The following is a 23,014-nucleotide window of genomic DNA, read 5'->3' as shown; positions in this document are numbered from 1 at the left end:
CTTAGCCTTGATTAGCGTCATCAGCAACACGTGCTGTGAGTGGCTGAGTATCAAAGAGTAGCTGTGCTTGATGTAGCGCTTCAATTTGGCTGCTATCGGCCATTTCTGTCATTTTTGGCGTGATAGTGACGTTGGGACGCACTTTTTGCAGGCTATTCACCACAATGATGTCTTTTGGCTGTAAACCCGCGGTCACAATACGTAAGCCATGAATTTTTTCACCTAAAGTGATACCACGATATTCAAGGGTGTTTTGCGCGTTGACCACTAGCACAAACTTGTTATTTAAATCAGTAAAAATCGCTTTGTCGTCGATTAAAATACCTTGATATGACGCACTGCCAGCAATACTGATACGGGCAAATAAGCCGGGCAATAAACGATTGTCTGGATTGGCAAATGAGGCGCGTACACGAATGGTACCGGTTTGCTGATTAACAGCGTTATCTACAAAGTCGATAACACCTTGGTAAGTAAATTCGGTTTGATTGGCTAATGCCATTAGTACAGTATTGTTACCAGAGCGCGGATCTTGACGCTGGTTTTGAGCCGATAGCGAAGAGTATTTAAGGTAGGTTTGCTCGTCGATATCAAAATAGGCATACATGTTTGAGGTCGATACTAAACTTGTTAACTGAGTTTGCCCCGCAGTAACATAGTTACCCGCAGTTTCATTGGCGTAAGATACCCGGCCAGCAATGGGTGCTGTGACTTGGGTGTATTCCACATTGAGTGTAGCGCGTGTTAGTGCCGCTTTTACCGATGCCACCGCAGCCGCAGTTTGGTGTAAGTTACTGCGACGAGTATCAATTAATTCTTCAGATACGGCTTGCTGGTTAAACAACTTGTTAGCGCGTTCAAAATCATTTTTAGCCAGTTCATTGGCGGATATGGCACTGGTCAACTCAGCTTGTAAACGTTCAACTTCGGCAGCAAATACTCTCGAGTCGATAGTAAATAACACATCGCCTTTATTAACCAGCGTCCCTTCTTTAAAGTTCACCGACTCTATGTATCCTGATACGCGAGGCACTAGGGTAACTTCTTCAGGAGCTTGTAAGTGTCCGGTAAACTGATCCCACTCGGTAATACGTTCATGGATCACATTGGCAACATTCACTTCGATGGCTGCTGATGGCATAGCTTGTTGTGGAGGCGATTCATTACCACATGCGGTTAATAGCAATGCGGTTAGGCTCACTATCAGTGTGGATAGAATGGATGTAAATCTGTTCATGTAATTGTCCTTTCAACAATGGCTTTGATGTCATCTAGTGTGTTGCTTTTGTTGTCTAATAGTTAAATTTGTACCAAAAGGTAAAAAATGTTCTGTACCGAACGGTAATATATAGATTAAAATAGACCTGTCAATTAAATGTGTACCGATAAGTATTAAATCATTTTATAAGATATGTTATTTACGATGAGGCAATCTGTTACCGGGCAAGTTAGCCTTAGTGACTTGGGTCAACCTTGATACATTAAGGTCTTTATTTGATGTTGGTAGCGTGTAACATACTCAATAATCCCCACAGGGAAGTGATTCAGACTTTGAGTCAAAGTATGGCGTTGTGGTAAAGTGTGCTGATTATTTTTCAGTGTTTGGTTAACTTATTAATCATCAACAATTAATCAATTTAAAGAGGTGATGTTTTGACAGAAATAAAGACAGCTTGTGTCGGACGTCCTCGTGGATTTGATATTGATTTTGCTTTAGCACAAGCATTGGACGTATTTTGGCGTAATGGTTATGAAGGGGCGTCTTTAAGCGAGCTGACCGCTGCGATGGGAATTAAAAAACCGAGCCTTTACGCCGCATTTGGTAATAAAGAACAATTGTTTTTAAAGGCAATTGATTTATATGAAAGTCGACCTGAATCATTCTTTAATCAGGCATTTCAATGTGATCATATTGGTGATGTTATTAAGGGATTATTACTCGGCGCGGCTATGCAGTTTACCGATACTAATCACCCGCAAGGTTGCGCCTTGGCCAACAGCACCTTATCGTGCAGCGAAGCGAGCGAATCAATTAAACAGGCCATACTTGAACGAAAGGCACAACATAATCAAAATTTAGTCGCAAGATTTGAAACCGCTAAAAAGCAGGGTGAGTTGAAGGAGGAATGCTGTCCTGAAGACCTAGCTAGGTTAATGGCAATTTTGTTTCAGGGGATGTCGGTACAGGCGTCAGAAGGAACAAACGTTGAAGCGTTAATCAAAGTGGCCCAAATGGCGGTTGATTGCGTGTTATCCCAGTATGTTAATAAGTAGCTAGTTGGACGACGTTTTTTATCTGTGCTAATCAGTTTAAATGTGCCATCAGAATGATGCTGTCTTGTTAACCTTTATCGTTAATCACCTCTTCACACTCCCGCTCTTCGCGCGGTTATATCGGCTGTTAATAGCGTGTATAACTGACAATGCTGTTTAAACAACTCAAATAGTCATTCAGTGATCAAGATATCAGTTTAAGATTTTGTGAACATAGGTTTTTTTGTTAAATTAACAGCCTATTTATCAATATTACTTTTTACCCACACTAGGGAATAAATAACATGAGTAAAGCAAAAATCGGCATTGTTACAGTGAGCGATCGTGCCAGCGCAGGCATTTATGAAGATTTATCGGGCAAAGCCATTATTGACGTACTTAATGAATATTTAACCTCGCAGTGGGAACCTGTTTATCAAGTGATACCCGATGAGCGAGATGTTATTGAAGCAACTTTAATTGATATGGCAGATAACCAAGGTTGCAGTTTAATCGTGACTACTGGTGGGACAGGCCCTGCAAAACGCGATGTAACCCCAGAAGCCACTGAAGCGGTATGCGATAGAATGATGCCAGGCTTTGGTGAGTTAATGCGTGCAGAGTCATTAAAGTTTGTGCCAACCGCAATTCTTTCCCGTCAAACCGCAGGTCTTCGAGGTGATTCATTAATCGTTAATTTACCCGGTAAGCCTAAATCAATTCGTGAATGCTTAGATGCAGTATTTCCCGCTATTCCATATTGTATCGATTTAATGGAAGGGCCATTTTTAGAATGCAATGAAGATGTGATTAAACCATTTAGGCCTAAGGCAAAATAGGTTTTAATTGTTACCCTGTTTAAGCCCAACATTGTTTGGGCTTTTTTATGTTTTAAAAATATGAAATCTATCGATAATTTGTAGATAGATAAATTATCGTTATGAAAAATCACGACTACACTCAATAGTAATATTTGAATTTGAGTGAATATGCATGACGTTAAAACGCTTTTCATTGCTGCTGTTATCATCACTGTTGATAAGTGTTGCGTGTTTAGTTATGACTATTTATTACTTTTTTTACCTTCCTGGCATTAATGCTGAAGTTGTTGACCAGCAACAACAAGAATATGTTTTGCTTAAAGCTGCCTTTTCCGCATCGGCTAAAAATTTAACCACCCTAACCTATGACTACGCGGTTTGGGATAGTTTGGTGGAGTTTGTTAATGCGCCATCGGACGAATTCATAGCCAGTAATTTATTATCAAATGCATTTGAAGTGGCTAATGTCGATGCGGTGTTTATCCATACCGTAAATAAGCAGTTTGTTTGGCAATACTTAGATGAATCCATCCGTGATAGCTCCTCAGCGTTAAGAGAATTTGTTGAGGGAAAAACAGCAACCGAAGCAAAAACTTTATTACCATCTGCTGCTGATATCTCTGCACAACAAGCTTCAACTCGTCATGGGTATTATGTGATTGCTGAACAGTTATTTTATATCACTAACACGACTATTTTACCTTCAGAAGGCTATGGCGTTATCGCGGGCAGTATCACTATGGCCAGGTTAGTCGATAAGGAGATGATAGACGAAATTGCCGGCTATTCTATGGTGCGTTTTTCTATTGATAAAAAGATTAATACGCCTGCTGATGCACAACCCATGAATGATTTTTTTAGTTTTGATCAGTTACAGGTAGTAAATGCTTCACACAGTTGGCTTATCCGTAATGCCTTTGATGATCAGACGATGGTTATCACAGTGCATCATCGAAAAGGATCAAGCCCTAAGTTAGATGCTGTTTCAATTATTTTGTTATTGTTAATTGCGACCCTGATAGTGTCATTGTCGATGATGATGTTATCGCGATTTTTAATTTTACCTCTGATCCATTTCAACAGCAGTATTAATGCCTCTTCAAATGATAATCTAATGGCTAAGGTTCCTAATCAGCATTTTATTGATGAAATAGACAATGTGTCTAATTCATTTAATCAGCTGTTAATTCGGTTTTATGAACAACAAAACTATTTAGAAACATTAACGCTTCAGGATGCGTTAACCGAAATCACTAATCGTCGTGGATTAGAGGCTTTTGCGGACAATGTGATGGCAGAATGGTATCAACAAGCGACGGGTTTTAGTGTGATGATGTTAGATATTGATCATTTCAAACTTTATAACGACCAGCATGATCATCTTGCTGGCGATAAGGCTTTAGTGGATGTTGCTTGTTGTTTAATGGAGACCATGGCGTCCCATGATGCGCTTGTTGCGCGCTATGGCGGTGAAGAGTTTTGTGTCATTGTGAAAGATGATAATACCCGAGCAGTAACCTTTATTGCTGAGACGTTACGAAGCGCAGTTGAAAACTTACACATTAAGCACGATGTTGATGGTACTTTGTGGCTGACAATCAGTATTGGGGTGATGGTGGTACCTAAGCTATTTGAAAATGCTCAGCAGCACCAATTTCATGATTTATTAAAATTGGCAGATAAGCAGCTCTATCTAGCTAAAAATACTGGCCGAAATAAAGTGATGCTGAATGTACTGTCTTAAACTTAGTTTTTGCTGGCATGCTTTTGCGGGGACTTTTTCTTAAGCTCCGGTTATAACATTGCTTCTATCTTTATGACAGTTCGACGCTCATTGCGGCCATACTCTGTATTGGACTGCTCAAAATGGTCTGTTTGGCTATTCATAGGCTTCACTGAATTTGGTTTTTACTGCTTCAAATAACCTAGGTTGGGTTGACTTAAGTTGAATAACAAAATCATCGTTAATCTGTCTAATTTTGTTCGTGGTAGAGACCTGACAATGCAGTGCATCCAGTGTAATAAGCGCCATAGCGTCAATAATATTGCGGGCAATTTCAGCTCTTTTTCCCTTTAGAATTTGAACTACCTTGATAAAGCGCAATGCCGTTGCAAATATCAAATGTGCTGACGACATGAAGCGTATTCTTGGCATCTTCATGCCCCGCGCAGGTTTTTGCCATCCAGCGCTATAACTGTTTTCCCTTCTGCTTGTCGTTTCTCATTGGCCCAACCACACACTCCTTGTAGAAGGAGTTCACAGTCCAATGCTCTGATAATATTAGATATACAATGCCTGCGAGGGATGCCATTTTTGAATTTCTGGTACAGACGCAGCCAATCGAGTTGTTCCTCTCCGAACTCATGAATAGACTTCCAGCCTTTGCCGCCGCTAAGGATGGCACTGAGAGTTAGGAATACCACATCGACAATATTATGTTTTAGATTGATATCTTTACGAGGGCTGGTGATCTTTTCTAGTTGTTTTAAAAGAGTCATGGCTATTAGTGGGTTATTGGTTAGTATTGCTCAGATCATGACTAGCCGTAAAGTGGGCCCCCGACCTAGCTACCTACTGAATCTTACCTTACCATAGTCAAAATATAGTTTATCTATCTCATACATCAATCCTTTACTTATCCTGTTTATTATCTAGTGTCATTCCCAAGTTTAATAAAAAAATTGATTTATTACTGTAGTGGTCAAGTAAAATTGGCCACGGTTTTAGAGTCATTCCAATATAAACGTTCTGACTCATTTGGCGTTAACCCACCATTATATTGATGGGGCCTAGTTTCACTGTAATATCCAGTGATGTAATTTGTGATCGCTTTGTCTGCTTCTGTAAAATTCCCATAACCATTTACAGGTACCCATTCAGATTTCAAACTTCTAAAGAAACGCTCCATTGGTGCGTTATCCCAACAATTCCCGCGACGACTCATACTTTGCTCAATCTGAAGACGCCATAATAACTGCCTAAATTTCAAGCTAGTATAATGCGAACCCTGATCACTGTGATAAATCACATTCTCAGGTTTACCCCTTAACTCAAACGCCATATTCAAGGCTTTGCACGTCAGTTCACTATCTGGCGATAATGACAAAGCCCATCCCACAGGTTTGCGGGAAAATAAATCTAGAACAACCGCTAAATATGCCCAACGATTACCGACCCAAACATACGTCACGTCGCCACACCACACTTGATCTGGTTGGGTAACAGCAAACTGTCGATTAAGCGTATTAGGGATAGCTACATGCTCTTGTGTTGCTTTCCTATAAGCATGCTTAGGCTGCTGACAACTGACTAACCCAAGCTTTATCATGAGATTACGGGCTCGATAACGACTAAGTTTAATCCCTTTGTTAGTCACTAATTGCGCTATCGTTCGAGCACCGGCAGAGCCATTACTAATACGATGCGCGGTCTTCACTTCACTGCATAAAATTGTAAAATCAGCATCAATATGCTCTTTTCTTTTTAGCCAATATTTATAGCTACTTCGATGCACTTTGAATGCATTACAAATTGTGAGAATAGAGTGGCTCTGCTTGAGTTGGCTGATTAGCGCAAATTGTTCATCGAGTCTGACATCAAGAGAGCGGTAGCCTTTTTTAGGATTAGATTATGCTCCTCAATACGTGCTATGTGTTTCTTCAACTCACGAATTTCAATTTGTTCAGGGGTAATGGGAGAGGCTTTTGGCGTGCCACCCTGGCGTTCTAGTTTTAACTGTCTCACCCATTTATCCATGGTTGATTTACCCACGTTCATCGCCTTTGCAGCTTCGATGATGCTATGGTTTTTATCTAGGACTAATTGGGCTGCTTCAAGTTTGAATTCAGGACTAAATGTTTTTCGGGTTGTCGATCTCATGTGTTCACCTAAAGTAATTTACGAGGTAATAATATCACCTCTATTTAGGTGGCCAAAATAACTATGCCACTACATACCGTTAATCATTTTTTTTGACCGCTTTTCATAAGAGTAAAAATAATTACGTGATACCTCCTATTATTTATTTCAAGCAGACGCTTAACAAGATAATAAATTAAAGATGACTGATGAATTTATTATTTAAATCATTATCTATAAAAAGGAAGCCATGACATGAAAATCGAAAACACGACAGAACTTAAATCACAATTTGGTGTAGCAGGTACTTCACAACTACAAGTAGTTGGTGGCCCAATTTGTATCGGCGTAATGGTTGTATTAATACAAGCTTAATGTTAAATGTTTTTTACTAATACTTTGTAAGGATATTAATAATGAAAATCGAAAACACGACAGAACTTAAATCACAATTTGGTGTAGCAGGTACTTCACAACTACAAGTAGTTGGTGGCCCAATCTGTATCGGCGTAATGGTTGTATTAATCGCTCACTAATTACTGACTTAACTAACTCATAAATAACAAGGATATTAATAATGAAAATCGAAAACACAACAGAACTTAAATCACAATTTGGCGTTGCAGGTACTTCACAACTACAAGTGGTTGGCGGTCCAATCTGTATCGGCGTAATGGTTGTATTAATCGCTCACTAATTACTGACTTAACTAACTCATAAATAACAAGGATATTAATAATGAAAATCGAAAATACGACAGAACTTAAATCACAATTTGGCGTAGCAGGAACTTCACAATTACAAGTGGTTGGTGGCCCAATTTGTATAGGCGTAATGGTGGTATTAATACAGGCATAGTCTGGAATGGGTCGCTGGCTTACTATTGTCGCTGTCAGTAAGTTAGCTTACCCCTCAATATAAAAACAAGGAAGAACATCATGGAATTTAATCACAAAGTAGAAAGCTTTTTAAGTAATCCTGCTTCTTGGGTAGATACGTTAACGGCGATGGAGAAAAGTAGAGGAAACAATTTAAATTTTACGCTTGTTAATAAGTTAAAGTCATTGTTTGCTCAATCGCCATCGGTTCAAATTGAAGCGATATCCGATGTGATTAAGAATGAACATGATGCGGTACTTGATATTATTCTCAAAGAAAGCACAGAAAACCTATCTACTAATGATTTTTATGTCTATCCAATTGCTGGTCATTCAACTGCTTTTGCTCAGAGAATAATATTAGACAGTAATGATGATTTTGATTTAAGTATTGATTTTATTGATCAAAAACTACTTTCAAACTACAAGTCAACAAGTAAGCGTAACTTAAAAGATCGTGGTATTTCATTTTATGGCAGAGAAACACTCACATTCTTTATTAAGTCAGGCAATATGCGTCTTTCCAATTGGGAGCATGATTTACAGCGGACTAATCTTAATCTTGCGCAATGTGAGCATACTGGTGATATTCGAGTTTCCGATGGTGAGTGCATTTATAAAAAAGCCAATGAAACTTACATGTTTGAAGAGTCTGAAGGTAATGCTGTGCTTATCTCATTAGAGTTGAAACGAAATAAGTCACCTATTAGTTTAATGTTCTCTGCCTATGATTATCAGCTTAAGTTCCAAAACCCATCAGATGAGGTCGACTCTAGGGTGCAGTTGCATATTTCATTGCTCAAAACGATGGATTATCAAATAGCTATTCCAACTATTAAAAAGTTTTTGAATCACCCACAGCACTATATGCGCTGGTATGCAATGCAACAATTATTGGGGATGGATGCCCTACAAGTAATTGATGAGTTAGAGAGTATGGCTAAGTCAGATCCTCACCATGAAGTTCAACAAGCGGCCTCTCAAACCTGGGACATTGTACAAAGCCAGTTACTTCAACGTGCTAGTTAATCATTAAATGCTTTAATAGCAACGATAAGCAGCGGCCATTCCAGGTTGCTGCTTTTAGTTTTACCCACATAATCTACCACTCACTAACTAATCTCTACCTTTACCTTGAGTCGTTTATCTTAAGTTGATGTGGACTTGTCATATTACTTCTGCCGAAAATCCTTTTGTTTGACCGTTAATCACACTTTAGCGCTGTTATTTCTCTCCGTTGCTATTATCAATCCATACCAATTACGGCACTAAAAAGTGATTGAATATACAATTTATTATAGGGAATATAACCATGCCATTAAAATTAGATCTAAATCATATTGATGAGTCTATTTCACTTGATGAATGTTATGAGCAGCTTATAGAAAGTAAGTTTGACTCTTCAGATGATGAGAGCTTTCAAACTGTTGCTCCTATTTTAAAGAAGTTAAATAACAATAAAAAATTCTTACCAGAAATCTTAATGACAGAATTAGAAAAACACTGTGATATTCAAAAGAAAACAAATAAATATACCCCTCAAGTGATCATGCTTAAGCCTGCTCAAAAAGGGATTAACTTTTTTATGAGAGCGAATATTTGGTTAGCCAAAAAAGATCCTTTATTACAAACATCTGGTGAGAAATCATTTTTCTATAATGTGCCTCATGATCACAACTTTAGCTTTCTAACTTCGGGTTATACAGGCCCTGGATATGGAAGTGACTATTATGAATATGATTATTACGATGTTGTTGGATACCCAGGTGAGAAAGTTGATTTGAGATTCATTGAGCGTAAGAACTTAACTGAGGGCGAGGTGATGCTATATCGTGCTTATAAAGATGTGCATAACCAATTACCAGCAGAGGAGTTGTCGGTATCACTCAATATTATGCCTTCAACCATGTTTGCACATTTACGCCCACAATATGTATTCGATGAAAACTGTTCAAAAATAGTAAGTTCAACAGTTACATCAAATTCATCTATGGAACCCATACTCCACCTTATCGCTGAAATGGGGAGTGACGATAGTCGTGAGTTTATCGAGCGTTTTGCTAATACTAGCTGTATTGAAGAAGACCGTTTTAAAGCGATTAAAGCATTAGTGTCAGCGGAAAAAGAAGTAAATAAAAAGTCAAAAATAATTGAAGAGTTGGGAATTAAGTCCAATTCAAAATTAGTGTCACAATTAAGTCGTAATTATTTATCAACCCTAGCATTAGCTTAATATTTAATTTAAAAGAGGAAATTATTATGTTTTTATCAAATTTAGGATTAAGTACTGGTCAAATTGTACTTTTAGTTCCCTTGTTTTTTGGTGTCTATTTTTTACCTTCAATTGTAGCGATCTTACTTAATCGAGAGCATAAAGGAAAAATAATGGCGGCTAACGTTCCTGCAGGTATTTCGTGGATTGTATGGTTTGGTATTTTAGTCTGGGCAATTTCTGGTCGAGAAAAGGTTAAATTTTAATGAAAAAAGCACTCGATAGCTGCTGGTGATATTGTTTATCACTTGCAGCTTTCTTGCTTTATCCCTTCTCCAACTTCCTGCAATTTGTATCGCTCCCTCGATACCCATTACCGAAAATCACTTAGTTTGACCGTTTGTCATTTTCCCCAGTCAGTTTTTTCCTTATTTGATATTTTATTTATAAGTAAATCCAATCATGAGGGAGTCATTATGGCTACTGTAGTTAATACGGTACTGGATGCGTTTGTTGCACCAAGTTCGTTGTTTGAAAAGTTTGATAATAATCAGAAACAAAGCGGAATCTTGTTACTTACGCTGATGTTATTAATATTTGTGAGTCATTACTGGTTTTTTGGTGGCATGACTGATGAGTATTTGCTTAATCAGCAATTAGCGAAAGTTAATGATTTGAGCGTTCAGGAATTAGCAGTCGTTAGAGAAAGTATGAGTATGACTTTGCAATATACCTGGATATTCGTGGCTGGGATGACCGCAATAGGGCATTTATTTGTGGTGATTGGTTTAAGCCTTTTTTTTGCGATGGTCTCTAAATTATCAAACACACAAATGAAAAGTTTTAGTGTGAAAAATTGGTTTTATTTTGCGTCATGGTGCCAGTTACCTTGGATAGTAAACTACGTAGGTTTCATGATGTTGTTTGCAAGCTCTACGACTGGGAATTTACCTTTGGATCTAATCGATTACGCCTCCGTAGCGCAGTTGTTTACCCATAATGAGGGGGGCGTTTACGTTGCACTGTATTCGTCAATGAATTTATTCTCTATTTGGTCAATTACGATATGTTCACTGGGGTTATCTCGTTATTTTTCTATGCGTTTATCTAGCACTATCGCCATTTCTTCAGCACCTTATCTTATTTTTTATGGGGTGTGGTTTGCAGTGCTTTAACTAGTAAAAAAGGAGTTTTACATGAAAAAGGGAATCGTCTTACTGTGCATTCTAATTGGCTTTTCTAGCTTACTAATATTGAGCAAAAACAAGTCTCGTGATGTTGGTGTGCAAGTTGATACTCAGAGTGTGAGTAAGAGCAGCATCAATGACACTATTTTAGCTTCTGGCAATTTACAGTTTTCCCGTGAGATTCAGATCCGCTCAGAATTGACTGGTATTGTTCAGCATGTGCATGTCAAAGAGGGGCAACTGGTTAAAAAAGGTGAAATACTCATTGAGATCGATCCTAAGAGCTTTTTAGCTGATGTACGCAAAGCTAAGGCTGCTGTTGAAATTCAATTGATTGAGATTGAGCGACTTAAAGAAATTGAGTCAGAAACAGCGCGCCGCGCCAAACAGCATATTGGCTTAGTGGCAAAAGGATTGATGGATAAAGATACTTCGGCACAACTACAAAGCCAGTTAAGGATTGCCCAAATCGACGTGTTGGCTGCTCAACAGGGGCTTGAACAATACAGAGCAACTATGGTGCAAAGTCAAAATCGTTTGGATAAGACTCGATTTGTGGCTGCAATAGACGGGCTGATTTCAACCGTAGATATTAAAGTGGGTGAGACTGTTATAGCTGGCACGACAAATATAGTTGGTAGCCCGTTGATGACACTAGCTGATACAAAGTCTTATGTTGCTCAAATTAGAGTCGATGAGGCTGATGTTGCAAATATAGCAATAGGGCAAGACGTGGAAGTGTTCTTGGCTGCGACACCTCGCCAAGCTGTGTTAGGTAAGATTGATTCTATTAGCACTTCAGCCAAAAATGATGGCATAAACAAAGGCCTTTACTACAAAGTCGAAGTGACACTAGACGCGGAGCAAATGGTTTATCCAGGAATGAGCTGTCGGGCAGAGATTTTACTGGCCCGCTCAGACCGTGAGTTGACGGTACCGGTAGCGGCTATTAATCGCGATGAGGAAGGTTATTTTGTTTGGATTGTGGAAGCGAATAAAGCGACTAAAAAGTCGGTTAAGCTAGGAATGTCTACTGATACAGAGCAAGTTATATTGTCGGGTGTAGTGCAAAATGACTTGGTCATAACTGGGCCGAGTCGTTTAGTGAGCAGCCTGGAAGAAGGCCGAGAAGTGCAACATAAGGAAAGTTATCATGCTGCAATCTAACTCAGTTATACAATTAAATGGCATCACCAAGAACTATCCGTTGGCGGGTGAAGTCTATCAAGCTTTACATCCTTGTAGCGTATCTATTGAGCAGAACGATTTTGTTGCAATAACGGGCCCTTCAGGGTCGGGTAAGTCGACGTTGATGAATATTTTAGGCTGCTTATCAACACCCAGCGAGGGATGCTACATGCTCAATGGCGAAGATGTAGCTGGTTACAGTGAGTCAGAGCTCGCATATGTCAGAAACCATTCAATAGGTTTTATCTTTCAAAGCTTTAACTTACTGCCACGTCAAAGCATTCTACAAAATGTTATGCACCCATTAAAATACCGTATTATGCCGTCTCGCTCTCGACAACAGCTTGCGCTTAATGCGTTGGAGAAAGTAGGTCTGGCAGGCAAGCGTGACGTGTTACCTAATCAATTATCTGGTGGACAACGTCAACGCGTAGCGATTGCTCGCGCTTTAGTAACTGATCCCAAAATATTACTGGGTGATGAGCCAACGGGGAACTTAGACAGTAAAACAACTCGCGAAATAATGGCGCTATTTGATGAACTACATCAACAAGGGCAAACCATAGTCTTAGTGACTCATGAGCAAGACATTGCGAACCATTGTCAACGTGAAATTCGATTAGTGGATGGTCAGATCGTATCAGATATTTCTACCCCATCAATTAGACTGGAGGCAGCATGTTGAGCAACTTATTTCACCATCTCTATGAAGGTACAATAGCAGCAATTCAGTCTATTTGGGCTAATGGTTTTAGAAGTGCACTGACGACCTTAGGCATTATTATTGGAGTGGGATCGATTATTACAGTGGTATCGATTACTGAAGGTTTGAGCCAAGGGGTAGGTAATCAGCTAAAAGATCTTGGTAGTGACATGGTTACCATAAAAGCACAAACCAATACTGAGCTTGAAATGTTGGGGATTGCGAATCAACTTAGCTATGACGACTATTTGTCTATCAAGAGTAAAGCGCTGGGAATTAAACATATTGCCGCTAAAATGCGCGCATTTAGCTTTGGGTCGGAAGTGAGATATGGCCAACAAAGCTTGCATACTCAAGTTATCGGAACCGAGAGTGATTATCAAAAAGTGGTTAACGTTTTTCCCGAAATCGGCCGATTTCTTTCCCATGACGATGATGCTAAAAGACGCCGCGTGGTTTTTTTAGGTAGCTCAGTACTAAAAAAATTAAAACTGCCAGCTCAACCTGTTGGTGAGTTTATTTTACTCGGGAGCGAATGGTTTAAAGTGATTGGATTGGCCGAAACTAGGGGGAGTTTATTTGGGTTTGATCAAGATAACTATGTTATTGCACCACTAAGTACTATTCGCTCGTTAAATGGGACAGATAGTACCAATAATATTGATATTGTATTTAGTCCAGAAGCGGGGGCGGATCTCGCATCAATTAAATACTCTGTTAGCCAAATTTTAAGGAATAAAAATAAGATAGATGCAAGCGAAGCTGACTTTTTTGAATTTGAAACCGCAGAGAAAACACGTCAACAATTCAGTGATATTACTAATTCAATTACTTTTGTCGCCGCGGGGGTTGTTGGCATCAGCTTAATTGTAGGGGGAATTGGTATTATGAATATTATGTTGGTGTCAGTAACAGAAAGAACAAAAGAAATTGGCATTGCTAAGTCTTTGGGCGCCACTTCTTATATTATTTTGACTCAATTTTTGATTGAAGCCAGTGTGTTGTCTTTATTTGGTGGTATAGCTGGAATCGTGCTAGGTTATTTGCTTGCGGGTGTTATTTTCATGTTTATGCCAGTGGTTGGCTCTCTTACTATTCCTTTATGGGCAATTTGGTTAGCTCTTGGATTTAGTGGAATTATTGGTATAGTATTTGGTATTGCTCCAGCGATAAAAGCATCTAAATTGGACCCCATAGATGCATTACGATATGAATAGAAGGATCTCAATTGTTAAAGCAGTTTTATCAACATAGCCGTAACACCAGTAAAAGTTACCGTGCAGCCATGATGATCATGTTTGGATTGCATTTTGTGTTAACTTGGTCAGTGATGTTATCGCTTGTGGAAATGCCACAGCATCATTATAGCGACATTATTTTACGCTCTTTCCTAGAAGCCAGCCTGTTAATTTTTATTTGCCATTGTTTATTACGTCCCTACCTGCGAATGAACATGTTAGGCGCCAGTATGGATATTTGGACAACGTTTGTTGGTCTAGCCTATATTTTGTTTGTCTCATTTATTTATTTTATATTGTCGTATGGATTGGGGAAATTAAGCTTTTTACAAAGTACTGATATCAACCAAATTCAAGTGATGACACAGGACGGTAAGTTTGGCGGTGAAGTCACGACCTTAACCATATTTGTTATTGGCATATTAGAGTCATTTGCGACGTTATTTTTATGGTGTGTTGCTTATCTTGTTTGGCAATTTCACAAAAATAAAAAAGAACTCCAACTTGAAGTCAATGAAAGTCAAATCCAGCAACTTACCAATCAACTTAGTCCCCATTTTTTATTTAATACACTCAACAGTATTCGAGCACTTATTTTTGCGGATCAAGAAAAAGCTGCTGAAGTGGTGACATTGTTATCTGATCTGCTGCGTAATCAAATGCAATCGCAAATGAAAACTAAGTCGACGCTAGCACAGGATTGGTTAATTACTGATAAGTATTTAGCCATTGAGAAAGTGCGCTTTGACAAAAAGTTACAGCTAACGGTGCAATTGGCTGAAGCTACACTAAGCCAGAATATCCCAACGTTAACTCTGTTAACGTTGGCAGAAAATGCCATTAAACACGGTATATCAACAAGCCGTAAGCCAGGTTTTATTCATGTTGAATCGGCAGTCTTGAATGATGACTATTGGCGTTTAACTATTACCAATAGCGTATACGCGCAAAAAGTCCAGCCAAGTACAAAGGTGGGAATACATAACGTCAAGAAGCGACTTGAGCTGATGTTTACTAGCAAATATCAGTTTTTCAATGGACTGGATCAAGACCAATTTGTGGTTTCAATGGAGTTACCTTATGTTAAAAGTGCTAATCGTTGATGATGAATATTTAGCTCGTTTAGAGCTAACAAGGTTACTGGGGAAATTTGCTGATGTTGAAATCGTTGCTGAAGCAGAAGATGGACTACAAGCGCTTGAGATCTTGTCTGATATCAATGTAGATATTGTGTTTGTTGATATTCAAATGCCTGAAATGGATGGGCTTGAGTTTGCTAAGAAAGCACAAGAACAGCAAAGTCATATCGTTTTTTGTACTGCGTTTAGCGAGCATGCTGTAGACGCATTTGCATTGAATGCCTTTGATTATATTGTGAAGCCTATTATGCAAGATAGGCTAGAAGCTGTTATCAACAAAGCGCGTTTAGTCAAAGAAAGCCGCAGTGATGATGAGCTTACCCACAACCAATACTTACCTGATAACCACGGCTTGCTACTCAAATTTGGGGGCGATTATAAAATTGTGCGTATACAGGACATTACTCGTTTTGAATCAATAGGTAATCATGTGGCTGTTTATTCAGAGGCAGGGAAATCTTACTTACATATTTCGTTATCAAAAGTAGAGAAGCGGTTAGATGCCAACTTATTTTTCAAAGCCAGTCGCAGCGATATTTTACGTATCGATAAAATGAGTAAAATTGAGGAAGGAATAACGGCCGGTAGCTTGCTTGTACACATGAATAATGGTCAAGAAGTGGATGTTAGTCGACGCCAGGTACAGCAATTGCGTAAGATTTTTAGTATTGAGGCTACATTTTAGATGCTGTATTAGGATCAAAATGTAACCTCATAATGATTCAACGGATGGCATTGCAGTTAATGATAACCTTCACGTTAGTTTTAAGGTTCCAGGTGTTGAAAAGTTATGTGGGTGCTTGTTTATGCAATGTAGACATATTTCACACGTTATAACTTTTTAAACTGCTGCTTTAGCTCAAAATCACTGTCGGTGACTAACCTTTCTAGCACTTGTACTCGTTCAATCAGTGCTTGGTTTTGTGACTTAAGCTCGGCCATGCTCCCTGTGTCTGAGTTTTGCTTGTGCTTCATATAGTACTTAAACATTTCTGATGCAGTAGTGCCAATGACGATAATCAACACTAGGGCCATTATTGCGAAATCATTTTCCATTTTAAATTCCTCATTTTCTAGTATTTAATGACCCAATCCTTACCGATAAGCGCTAAGGATTGGGCGAATGACAAAGGTTATAGGCCAAATACGACCTTTTCACTTTTAAGCATTTTTTCCATCCCAAGCATTAAGCCGATTGAGATTGCTAATGTGGCAATAGAGGACACTGCTAACTGCAACATAGCGATTTCTTTACCTTTGATAAAGTCCATGAGTGCTTGCTGCTGGCCAGACACAGGCAACCACTGCAATGCATCTGGAGCAATGTTGTAACTTGCCGCCATTGACAGTGCCAGTGGCACAAACAACACCATGGTTAAATATGACTGAGCTTCTTTGAAGCTTTTAGCCATAAATGACACAAACAATTGTAAGGTCGAAGCCATCAAGGCGACAGGAATACCAATAACGAACATCAGTCCCATAAAGTCGGTGGAGATATTGATGCTAAAGCCCAGCTCTTGCCATGGCACAAAGGTGTAGGCCACTTTGGATATAAGCAAAATAAGCACTAAGCCGAGTAAGGCGAAAGTGGTTACCGCAATCACTTTGCCTAACACAAGTTGACGGGTGCTAATGGGGTGACTGAGCATTAAAGCTAATGAATTTCGTTCACGCTCGCCGGCACTGGTGTCGATGGCTAAATTCATCCCCGAAATAAATACCGAGTAAATCATGGTGAAAATTGCGATACCTAAAATCATGCCACCTTTTGAATCAGGAGTAGCTTGATCTTTTACATTCACTTTTAATGGTTGCATCACTTGCGGGTTAATGCCGCGGGCGATTAACCGTATACTGCCCATTTCTGAACTATAAGCTTGTAGTTCAAGTTGTAGACGACGGATCGACTTTTGCAGTTTTTCATTAGAGTTGTCTGCTTCTAAAATGACTTCAGCAGGTTTAGCTTTGGCCATGTTGGCGGTGTAATCGTCACTAATGGTTAAGATGATTGCTTTAACATCTGCGTCGGGTTCAATCGTTAAGTCTGCTTGGTTAATGCCTTTTCGACCTAGGTAACGGACTAGATCGGGTGCATTGTCTGCTTTATTAATGGTGATGTTTAAATCTTCTGGGCTGGTTAGCTGACCAATTAGCACCATAAACAGGGCGCACATAAGTAAGGGCGTACCGATGGCGTAATATAAACCTGCCATTACTGAACGTTTGTCACGTGCAGCATCAATGAGTTCTTTGCGCACCATTGCGATGAGTTTATTCATTATGCTGCGATCCCTTCGTCAGTTCCGATAAGTTTAATGAAGGCTTCTTCTAATGAAGCCTCACCCGTTTGTTGGCACAGCTCGTCTGGACTTCCCGTTGCGACGACTTGACCATTGGCCATAACGATAACGTGATCGCATAATGCGGCGACTTCCTGCATAACATGGCTTGAAAATAATACGCAGTGCCCACGTGCTTTCAGGTCGATTAAAATATCGCGTAATAAGCGGGTACTCATTACATCTAGACCACGGGTGGGTTCATCTAAAATAATATTAGTTGGCTGGTGGACTATCGCCTGTGCTAAAGCGGTCTTCATCCGTTGCCCCTGTGAAAATCCTTTACAGCGTCGGTCACTAATGTCACTTAAATTGAGCTGGTTGATGACATTCTCGGTCGCGACTTTAGCGTCCTTGCGTGACATGCCACTTAGCTCAGCGAAGTAGGTAATATATTCACGTGGGGTTAGGCGCTCATATAAGCCAAAAGGATCCGGAAATAGGCCTAACTGTTGTTTGGCGGTAATAGGATTATCGGCAATGTTAATGCCGTCTACTTCCGCATAGCCTTCATCTGGGGTTAATAAACCGAATAAAGTGCGTAAACAGGTCGTTTTGCCCGCACCGTTTGGGCCGAGTAAACCGGTTATATGGCCATCTTGGGCGCTAAAGCTCAGTTTGTTCAATGCTTGAACATCACCGATTTTTTTCGATAAATTGGTCACTGAAATCATGATTATTCCTTATCCGTGCCAGTGGCATTGTCGGTAGCGTTGTTTATTACACTGTCAGTGACATTATCTGCCGCAGTCTCTTTTACCATGTCGACGGTATTTTCAGCCGCTGGTGTGATTGTGACATTGCCTTCAACGTTTGACTGCGTGGCAACGGTGAGTGGCTCAACTGAGTTAGCGTTGAGATAAAAGCTGCGGCGAATATCTTTTTGTAAACAGCTAGCATCCAGGTTTTTCACGCTACCACTGTCAACCAAATCAGCAATGAGATCGTTGGCACAGGTTTGAGCTGCCACACCATGGGTGGCGAATGGTGATATAAAATGCTTAGCGTTAGTCATTTCTGTTTGCGCTAATGCGGCCCAGTTAGGTGGGGTTGCGGGATCTAATTCACCAGATAACAATAATGTCGGTAAATCACTGCGGATGGGCTCACTAAAGGTGTCTTTAACCGGCGGTAGTTTCCAAACTTCACAGGTTTTTTCAAGGCCTTCAATCATGCTCGCGCTGATGTAAGATTCTTTGGCGTCTTTACGCATTTGATCAGATATACGGTGTATATCTTCACCGCATACCACTGAGGCATGCATGCCCATTGCTATGCCGATACTATCTGACGTTAAGGTATAAATACCCATAATCGGTTGATAATTTTCTAGAGCAGCTTGATGAATCGCATGGGGCAATAACGCGCGTATGGCTGGGGTATATAACCCCATTCTAATAGCACCTATAAACTTACTGCGAGTAAGTAAAAATGTGCTTGGCTCATTGGTTTGTGGGTCACGCACGCTTTGGGTTATGGCTTTTTCGCTAAGGCGTTTATTGGCGGTGGTAAAGTCGGCTAATAAATCTGGATATTGTGCTTGGCAAGCAGTGTTGCTGGCGCAATCGCGCATTAATAATTCAAATCCACGCTCAATCGCTCCGCCGATTGCCATAACACTTTGTTGCATTGGTACAACACCATCAAGTGTGACAGTGGCAAGTACTTCGGGATAGTGACGCATATAAAGCTGAGCCATTCTTGTGCCGTATGAAATGCCATAAAGATGCAGTTTTTGGTAGCCTAAATATGCTCGTACCGCTTCAAAGTCGGTTAAGGCTGTCTCGCTACCGTATTGGGTAATATCAGCATCGGTTTGCGCAAAACACTTTTCTGTTTCGGCTATTACATCGATATTTTCGTCATCAAAAGCTAGCATTGATATCACTGTACTGTCTTCGCAGTTAAGGATGTTTGATTTTCCTGTTCCGCGTTGATCGATCAGTAAAATGTCACGTTGCTGACGCACTTTACTGAGTAAATTTTCAAACCAAGCGGCATTATCAATCGCTGATTGCCCTGGGCCACCGGCTATCGCTAATAAGGCTTCGTTTGGGTGGGTATCTTTAATGGCCGGTAATATCGCAAAGTGGATATCAATATGCTTTCCATCTGGTTTTTGCGGATTTTCTGGCACACTAATTTTGCCACATTGTAGCTGCTCAGACATCCCGTCTAAGTAACACGCGCTGGTTTTAGCTGATTTGATAATATTCAGCTGATTGTCGACTTCAGCTGCAATACTAATATTGGCAAACACCATCGCAATAACGATAGCGGTACCACGACGAGCAAGTTTTGCCGATTGGCATAAAGCGGTGGTGCTTAGCCTTGAGATAAGTGCTTTGCTGACAAACTTCCTATAGATCATCGCAACGTTTCCTTTTTGCATTTTTAGATGATTGTGTTAACTTACTATAAGTGTATGAGTGTATCAATGTATTAATACAGTTGTTAGAGACTAATGTTAGAACTATTAAATGTCAACCCCAGCAGCGGCGAACCTATATATCGTCAATTACATGATCAAATAGTCAGTTTGATTGTGGGCGGACAGTTGCAAGCTGATGAGGTATTACCTTCAGTAAGGCAAATGGCTGAGTTTTTAGCGGTCAACCCAATGACGGTATCACGTGCGGTACAACAATTAGTCGATCAAGGCTGGATTGAGCGTCGTCGTGGGCAGCCTTCAATAGTCGCGGCTCGCACAGATACTCATACCACTTCTGGTAGCAGTTTATTACAACCCAAAATTAAAGAATTAATTTCTCAAGCTCAGCAGCTAGGTGTGAGTTTAGCTGAGTTAGAAGTGTTAATTGGCCAGCATTGGCAAGAGTAAGCTCACACAACCAAGTGAACACTTAGATTATACATGCAAGGAATCGCTAAAAATGACCAGAGAAGTCTCGCCAATACTCACATTTTCAAATGTCAGTAAAACTTATCCTGCCAAGGGAAAACAAGTGGCGCGTGTGGCGTTAAATAATCTGTCATTAGAACTCACACCGGGCATGGTTGTGGGGTTATTGGGACAAAACGGTGCAGGGAAATCGACCTTAATGCGCTGTGCATTAGGTATATTGGATATTGATCAAGGCGAAATCAGTACGTTAAATCAAGCACCCTTTATGTTATCAGCTCAAGCCAAAGCTAAAATTGGTTATGTGCCACAGCAGCCTTTTGGTTACGAAGGTTTTACCGTCGATCGCGCGTTAGATTTACATCGCAGTTTTTATCCTGATTGGGATATTCAATTAGAACAAGATTGGTTGGTTAGGTTTGATTTAGATGCCACTCAATCTGTGCAGAAACTGTCGGTAGGACAACGCCAAGCGTTAGCGTTAATCATGGCAATGGCGTATCGACCTCAGCTGTTAATCCTTGATGAGCCAGTGGCCAGCCTTGATCCAATAGCAAGACGCAAATTTATGACAGATTTGTTTGATTTGGCGCTGGAGTCTGGTTCTGCTGTGCTGTTTTCATCACATATCACCTCAGATTTAGAGCGCGTAGCTAGCCATGTGGCGTTAATTAAGCAAGGCCAGTTGGTGTTGTTTAAAGAAATTGACGCGTTACGTGAACAGGTTAAATTATTGAAAGTCAGTTCTGATGCGCAATTGCCTGCTCACTTAGTTGTGTTGCATCAAACTGAAACCCAAGGCACCCGTACGATAGTGGCGGATGATTGTGTGGGTGATGAGCTATTCCCAGGATTATTAAATCAACAATCATTGAATTTAGAACAGCTGTTTATGGAGCTGCATCGATGAAAGCCCTTTTCAGCGATTTTTTACATGCCAGTAAACGGCTTACTCCAGGTAGTGTTAAGTTAGCTGATTTTATTAACCCCCAATGCTATCGAGGTATGTGGCGTTTGTGGGCATACGATATTGGCAGCATTAGCTTTTTGTTAACCGCGTTAGTGGGTATAGCAATCGCATTATTAAGTGCTTACGTGGGTAAAACCAGTGCCGTTAGCATGATGCTGTCAATGTCTATAGCGTCAACCGTACTGGCGGTGGCGTGGCAAATAAATCGCTTAGTCGCCACCGAAACTAGCCGACTTATTCCAGGCTATCAACGTAATGTAGTTGTGCAAGCGTGCGCTATTTTATTTGGGTGCTTTATTCTGACTATGCTACTTGCTTTAGGTTTGGCTCCCCAGGGTATTAATACTGTGTTGCTGTCTTCAATTGTGGCGTTAGCTTTTTTGGTTTTAAGCTTACGATGGCAACATGGTTTTCAATTTTCAATGTTGTTATTTATTGGCATAGTGTTTATCGATAGCGTTGCAGCTCAGTTTTCTCCAGTGTTATTAATCGTATTGATGGCGGTGATGATTGCAGCCGTAAGAATACAGTTTAGTTTATTAAGTTGGCATGCCAACGCCCGGCAACTTTACTTAAATGGCATGGAAATGGGGTGGGTGTGGGTACCTAACTTAAAACAAAGTATTTTGCTTCATTGGTTGAACCGTCAACTACATCCCATTAATTTCTTTGTGGGGCCATTATTGGCGCTATTACTTATCTTTATTGTTCTTATTGGCTCATTGTTATTTGTTTTATCTAACTTATTTGGCTGGGATTTTCCGGTACCATTTTTAGCGGGACAATTATTACTAATGGCGGCAAGTTTAGTGCATTGGACTCGATTGCAGCGTTGGCGTAGTAGTGAAACTTTATTTTTACTCCCTTGTTTTAGTGGCTTAGTGGGCTTACAAAAAGCGTTTCATGATGCTTCTTATCGATTTGTTGGGCTATCCTTAATAGTGATGCTATTAGTTTGCTTGGTGGGCAATCTATTTGGCCAAGGGTTATCTTTCTTATTCATTATTCATTTGCTGTTAGCTACGGGTTGGGGCGTTGCTATGGCTCTGGGGTTTGGGGCCATAAGTCGAAGTGTTAGCCAGTTGTCAGTGTCTATGGTGTTGATGATTGCCCATTCGGTATTTATATCGTTAAGTTTTGACTCATTTGAGGTGCAAGCTAACATGGTTTATTGGCTAGTCGCTGACGGCACGCTACTGCTACTGGCAATAATACTATTAACCTTGGGGCGAAAGCAGTTGTGGAAAAATGGCTTAATGGATCAATAAATCTCAATGTAATTGTTTAAAAGTTGAACTTTAGCTCATGAATAGAGCAAAAACTCTTATTGTTTATTATTGCTTCAGGTAGAATGCAACAAAAAG

At 40.0% G+C, this 23,014-nt stretch carries 23 protein-coding genes; 15 read left to right on the top strand and 8 right to left on the bottom strand.

Annotated features, from left to right (window positions below; all coding sequences use genetic code 11):
* Window position 1: 1 nt before the first annotated feature.
* Window positions 2–1,237 (bottom strand): efflux RND transporter periplasmic adaptor subunit, encoded by a 1,236-nt coding sequence (locus ACRWQM_RS17820; protein WP_434930791.1) that lies wholly within the window; start codon window positions 1,235–1,237, stop codon window positions 2–4.
* Window positions 1,238–1,653: 416 nt separating this feature from the next.
* Between ACRWQM_RS17820 and ACRWQM_RS17815 the strand changes: the two genes are divergently transcribed.
* The 3 genes from ACRWQM_RS17815 to ACRWQM_RS17805 all read left to right on the top strand — a co-directional run bounded on the left by ACRWQM_RS17815 (window position 1,654) and on the right by ACRWQM_RS17805 (window position 4,818).
* Complete coding sequence (locus tag ACRWQM_RS17815) at window positions 1,654–2,274, top strand: TetR/AcrR family transcriptional regulator (protein WP_434930790.1); 621 nt, start codon at window positions 1,654–1,656, stop codon at window positions 2,272–2,274.
* A gap of 284 nt (window positions 2,275–2,558) precedes the next feature.
* On the top strand, window positions 2,559–3,092 hold the full coding sequence (mog, locus tag ACRWQM_RS17810; protein ID WP_434930789.1) for a molybdopterin adenylyltransferase: 534 nt from the start codon (window positions 2,559–2,561) through the stop codon (window positions 3,090–3,092).
* 154 nt (window positions 3,093–3,246) lie between these two features.
* Entirely contained in the window at window positions 3,247–4,818 is a 1,572-nt protein-coding gene (locus ACRWQM_RS17805) for a diguanylate cyclase (protein ID WP_434930788.1), read from the top strand.
* 135 nt (window positions 4,819–4,953) lie between these two features.
* Here the strand turns inward: ACRWQM_RS17805 and ACRWQM_RS17800 are convergent, their stop codons facing one another.
* From ACRWQM_RS17800 to ACRWQM_RS17790, 3 genes are all read right to left on the bottom strand, one after another.
* Complete coding sequence (locus ACRWQM_RS17800) at window positions 4,954–5,211, bottom strand: hypothetical protein (protein WP_434930787.1); 258 nt, start codon at window positions 5,209–5,211, stop codon at window positions 4,954–4,956.
* A 20-nt stretch (window positions 5,212–5,231) separates the two neighbouring features.
* Window positions 5,232–5,573: an ISAs1 family transposase gene (locus ACRWQM_RS17795; protein ID WP_434927729.1), complete on the bottom strand. Its 342-nt coding sequence runs from the start codon at window positions 5,571–5,573 to the stop codon at window positions 5,232–5,234.
* A 203-nt stretch (window positions 5,574–5,776) separates the two neighbouring features.
* Window positions 5,777–6,954, bottom strand: a protein-coding gene (locus ACRWQM_RS17790; protein WP_434929781.1) for an IS3 family transposase whose coding sequence is annotated in 2 segments (ribosomal slippage) — window positions 5,777–6,696 and window positions 6,696–6,954 — 1,179 coding nt in all. Because the reading frame shifts where the segments join, the coding sequence is not laid out codon by codon here.
* A 917-nt stretch (window positions 6,955–7,871) separates the two neighbouring features.
* On the opposite strand from ACRWQM_RS17790, the gene ACRWQM_RS17785 reads away from it, so the two are divergent.
* The 9 genes from ACRWQM_RS17785 (at window position 7,872) to ACRWQM_RS17745 (ending at window position 16,163) form a co-directional block, all read left to right on the top strand.
* Window positions 7,872–8,840, top strand: a complete 969-nt coding sequence (locus tag ACRWQM_RS17785) for a HEAT repeat domain-containing protein (RefSeq protein WP_434927730.1) — start codon at window positions 7,872–7,874, stop codon at window positions 8,838–8,840.
* Between the two features lie 283 nt (window positions 8,841–9,123).
* On the top strand, window positions 9,124–10,044 hold the full coding sequence (locus tag ACRWQM_RS17780) for a hypothetical protein (protein WP_434930786.1): 921 nt from the start codon (window positions 9,124–9,126) through the stop codon (window positions 10,042–10,044).
* 26 nt (window positions 10,045–10,070) lie between these two features.
* Complete coding sequence (locus ACRWQM_RS17775; RefSeq protein WP_434927732.1) at window positions 10,071–10,289, top strand: superinfection immunity protein; 219 nt, start codon at window positions 10,071–10,073, stop codon at window positions 10,287–10,289.
* Window positions 10,290–10,499: 210 nt separating this feature from the next.
* Window positions 10,500–11,198, top strand: coding sequence for a YIP1 family protein (locus tag ACRWQM_RS17770; protein ID WP_434927733.1), 699 nt, complete (start codon window positions 10,500–10,502; stop codon window positions 11,196–11,198).
* A 21-nt stretch (window positions 11,199–11,219) separates the two neighbouring features.
* The gene (locus ACRWQM_RS17765; protein ID WP_434927734.1) at window positions 11,220–12,377 is read left to right on the top strand and encodes an efflux RND transporter periplasmic adaptor subunit; all 1,158 of its coding nucleotides are present in this window, start codon (window positions 11,220–11,222) and stop codon (window positions 12,375–12,377) included.
* Window positions 12,364–13,083, top strand: coding sequence for an ABC transporter ATP-binding protein (locus tag ACRWQM_RS17760; RefSeq protein WP_434927735.1), 720 nt, complete (start codon window positions 12,364–12,366; stop codon window positions 13,081–13,083). Before ACRWQM_RS17765 ends, ACRWQM_RS17760 begins: the two co-directional genes overlap by 14 nt.
* Window positions 13,077–14,318, top strand: a complete 1,242-nt coding sequence (locus ACRWQM_RS17755) for an ABC transporter permease (RefSeq protein ID WP_434927736.1) — start codon at window positions 13,077–13,079, stop codon at window positions 14,316–14,318. The genes ACRWQM_RS17760 and ACRWQM_RS17755 overlap by 7 nt, the downstream gene beginning before the upstream one ends.
* Before the next feature lie 11 nt (window positions 14,319–14,329).
* A complete protein-coding gene (locus tag ACRWQM_RS17750; protein WP_434927737.1) occupies window positions 14,330–15,442 on the top strand; it encodes a sensor histidine kinase in 1,113 nt (370 codons plus the stop codon).
* Complete coding sequence (locus ACRWQM_RS17745; RefSeq protein WP_434927738.1) at window positions 15,420–16,163, top strand: LytR/AlgR family response regulator transcription factor; 744 nt, start codon at window positions 15,420–15,422, stop codon at window positions 16,161–16,163. Before ACRWQM_RS17750 ends, ACRWQM_RS17745 begins: the two co-directional genes overlap by 23 nt.
* Window positions 16,164–16,309: 146 nt before the next feature.
* Here ACRWQM_RS17745 and ACRWQM_RS17740 read toward each other — a convergent pair whose 3' ends face one another.
* The 4 genes from ACRWQM_RS17740 to ACRWQM_RS17725 all read right to left on the bottom strand — a co-directional run bounded on the left by ACRWQM_RS17740 (window position 16,310) and on the right by ACRWQM_RS17725 (window position 20,191).
* On the bottom strand, window positions 16,310–16,534 hold the full coding sequence (locus ACRWQM_RS17740; protein WP_226412123.1) for a hypothetical protein: 225 nt from the start codon (window positions 16,532–16,534) through the stop codon (window positions 16,310–16,312).
* A 77-nt stretch (window positions 16,535–16,611) separates the two neighbouring features.
* On the bottom strand, window positions 16,612–17,760 hold the full coding sequence (locus ACRWQM_RS17735) for an ABC transporter permease (RefSeq protein ID WP_434930785.1): 1,149 nt from the start codon (window positions 17,758–17,760) through the stop codon (window positions 16,612–16,614).
* Entirely contained in the window at window positions 17,760–18,494 is a 735-nt protein-coding gene (locus tag ACRWQM_RS17730) for an ABC transporter ATP-binding protein (protein WP_434930784.1), read from the bottom strand. The genes ACRWQM_RS17735 and ACRWQM_RS17730 overlap by 1 nt, the downstream gene beginning before the upstream one ends.
* Before the next feature lie 2 nt (window positions 18,495–18,496).
* A complete protein-coding gene (locus ACRWQM_RS17725; RefSeq protein WP_434930783.1) occupies window positions 18,497–20,191 on the bottom strand; it encodes an alpha/beta hydrolase in 1,695 nt (564 codons plus the stop codon).
* 93 nt (window positions 20,192–20,284) lie between these two features.
* On the opposite strand from ACRWQM_RS17725, the gene ACRWQM_RS17720 reads away from it, so the two are divergent.
* From ACRWQM_RS17720 to ACRWQM_RS17710, 3 genes are read left to right on the top strand one after another with little or no spacing between them, the layout of a single operon-like run.
* Window positions 20,285–20,659: a GntR family transcriptional regulator gene (locus ACRWQM_RS17720; protein WP_226412115.1), complete on the top strand. Its 375-nt coding sequence runs from the start codon at window positions 20,285–20,287 to the stop codon at window positions 20,657–20,659.
* A gap of 52 nt (window positions 20,660–20,711) precedes the next feature.
* Entirely contained in the window at window positions 20,712–21,590 is an 879-nt protein-coding gene (locus tag ACRWQM_RS17715; protein WP_434927741.1) for an ABC transporter ATP-binding protein, read from the top strand.
* Entirely contained in the window at window positions 21,587–22,918 is a 1,332-nt protein-coding gene (locus ACRWQM_RS17710) for a hypothetical protein (protein ID WP_434930782.1), read from the top strand. Before ACRWQM_RS17715 ends, ACRWQM_RS17710 begins: the two co-directional genes overlap by 4 nt.
* Window positions 22,919–23,014 lie beyond the last annotated feature (96 nt).

Source organism: Shewanella sp. HL-SH5 (genome assembly GCF_051163755.1).
Lineage (GTDB): Bacteria > Pseudomonadota > Gammaproteobacteria > Enterobacterales > Shewanellaceae > Shewanella > Shewanella glacialimarina.
Note: the sequence above shows the minus strand (reverse complement) of the source record. Positions and strands in the feature narration are given on the sequence as shown.